Source organism: Metalysinibacillus jejuensis (assembly GCF_003057615.1).
Classification (GTDB): domain Bacteria; phylum Bacillota; class Bacilli; order Bacillales_A; family Planococcaceae; genus Metalysinibacillus; species Metalysinibacillus jejuensis.
In genome coordinates this window covers 1-2,277 of sequence record NZ_QAFW01000109.1, presented here as the reverse complement: position 1 = coordinate 2,277, position 2,277 = coordinate 1, and the positions used below count along the sequence as shown (strand labels likewise).

General features: G+C 38.6%; 1 protein-coding gene and 2 pseudogenes. 2 read left to right on the top strand and 1 reads right to left on the bottom strand.

Annotation, left to right across the window (positions count from 1 at the left end; translation table 11 throughout):
* Positions 1–392: 392 nt before the first annotated feature.
* Positions 393–1,594 (top strand): annotated as a pseudogene (locus DDE80_RS14205) (IS4 family transposase).
* A gap of 4 nt (positions 1,595–1,598) precedes the next feature.
* On the opposite strand, the gene DDE80_RS14200 reads toward DDE80_RS14205, so the two are convergent.
* Entirely contained in the window at positions 1,599–1,805 is a 207-nt protein-coding gene (locus DDE80_RS14200) for a hypothetical protein (RefSeq protein WP_108308589.1), read from the bottom strand.
* Between the two features lie 352 nt (positions 1,806–2,157).
* Between DDE80_RS14200 and DDE80_RS15820 the strand changes: the two are divergent.
* A pseudogene (locus DDE80_RS15820) lies at positions 2,158–2,277 on the top strand (IS5-like element ISLpl3 family transposase); the annotation flags it as partial.

Below are 2,277 nucleotides of genomic sequence, written 5' to 3'. Positions count from 1 at the left end.
TAGTTCCACGACTGTTTGTTTAAATTCTTGGTTATAACGTTTTTGATTCATTTTTCGGACACGACCTTTCGTTAATTCAATTGTATTGACTTAACCAAGTTGTGTCCATAAATCTATACTACATCTAAATTCACCTTAATCATTTTAACATCTTTAATTACAATTAAATAGTTCTATAGACGTTTGTTAATTACTTTTTTTGTAATTATTAATAACTCAACTTTCGCAGTAAGATTTCTACTTCTAGCTCTTGCCCCTGCTAGCTGAATACTCGATTCGATCTCGATTTGACTTTCACAAAAAAGTTTGAAAACAACGAAAAAAGACGCCCCTTCTTTTGGTACACTAATGGTGACTAAACCAATACCACAAAGAAAGAAAGGTGTCTCTCTATGATAACGAATAAAGGGTACTTTGCGCAATTACCAAAAGAAATTAAACAAGGCTTTTCTGAACTAAATATTGGCTATCATCTAAGAAAAGCCCATATTACCAAGCTTTCTGGCTATTATTGTCTCGCTGTCTTTCAATTGATTTTTTTACTGGTATTCCAATATCCGAATTGGTTTCGTGCATTTACGAGTACGAAAGCCGTGGATTTACCGTGTAAGGATACGGTTTATCGGTTTTTAAAGATGCCTACGTATAACTGGCGTCGCTTTTTACTATCTCTTAGTAGCGAGATAGTGTGTCTTATCAAGCCCTTAACCGCTGAAAAACGTGTGACAGCCTTCGTGATTGATGATTCCGTTTATTCACGCAATCGCAGTAAAGCGGTGGAACTATTGGCGAACGTCTGGCTATAAACGTCGTGTGGAAGCGATGCAAAAGAAGCCAGAAGTCGTGTCTTCCTTACTCGATCACGCTTTAAATCAAGGGATACTGGCGGATTATGTCCTTATGGATTCATGGTTTACACAAGCCCCTTTAATCCAAGCCATCACGAAGAAAGGGCTGGATGTCATTGGCATGGTTAAGCCGTTGAAACAGCGCTACGAGTACAATGGTAAGCAGCTGTCCCCTGAAAGAGCTGTACCAAAAAGCCAAGCCTGCCATGGGCAAAAAGGATGTATTAGGCGCCATTCACGTCAAGCTTGGTAATGGTATCCCTGTCAAAATCCTATTCGTCCGCAATCGCAATAAGCGTAGCGAATGGTTGGCCATTTTGAGCACCGATACAACGCTTGATCACGAAGAAATTATCCGTATTTATGGCATGCGCTGGGACATCGAAGTGTTCTTTAAGTGCAATAAATCGTTATTGAACTTAGGGAAAGAGTTCCAATGCCGCTCGTATGACGCACTGATTAGCCATACAACGATTGTCTTTACACGCTACATCTTGATTGCTTGGCAGATGCGAAAGGAAGCCGATCCCAAGACATTCGGCAACCTATTTTATGAACTAGGAGAAGATATTCAGGACATTGATTTTGTGACAGCCTTACAATCCCTAATTGACCTCTTCCGAAATTTAGCGAAATCGGAAGTTGTTTTCAGCGTGGACATTTTTAAAAGTCAAATGACGAAATGGTTAGCCGCTTTACCTAGTTATTTCAAGCGATGCCTAGACATTTCCGGGTGCGAAAGTTGAGTAATTAAACTATGCTAGTAAGAAATGTTCGATGCTTTTCTTTGTAGCAATGCCCGCAACCATCATATACAGCTGGGTATTTTACAGTGTAGTCCTCGTCTGTATCGATTCTATTTTCATTGCTAATTTCAGACATCTTACATGCTGCAACCGTATTGGCAGTGCGATGAACTTCTTTCTCTGGACCAGTATTAACGATAAATTTTGCCATATGTATCTCACCTCCTCGAGGATAGCATTCAAGTACAATTAAAAGAAACCCTTTAAATAACCTAAAATTTTACAATTCATTAAAAAACATTAATAATGAATTTAATAACAATAAAATCAACTTGTCCTCTAACTGTCTGTTCAGAGAGTATAAAATATTTTGTGTAAATGAAAAATTCCATGTAAAAAGGAAGACCCTTTCTTGGTAGAATTAAGTCACCACAACCAATCCTAGAAAAGAGGTCTTCCCTATGAATCAGTTTACAACAGAAATTGTTGAAGCACTAGGTTCTGTCTAAAAACTATTTCACCTCATGGTACAATAATGAAAACAAGAAATTGAGGTGGATGAAATGGCGCCAAGTCGTTACGAATTAACAGATGAACAGTGGAAACAAATTGAAGGGTTCTTCCCACCGTACACAACCGGTCGTCCTTCGAAACGAAGTAACCGTGAGATGTTCAATGCGATG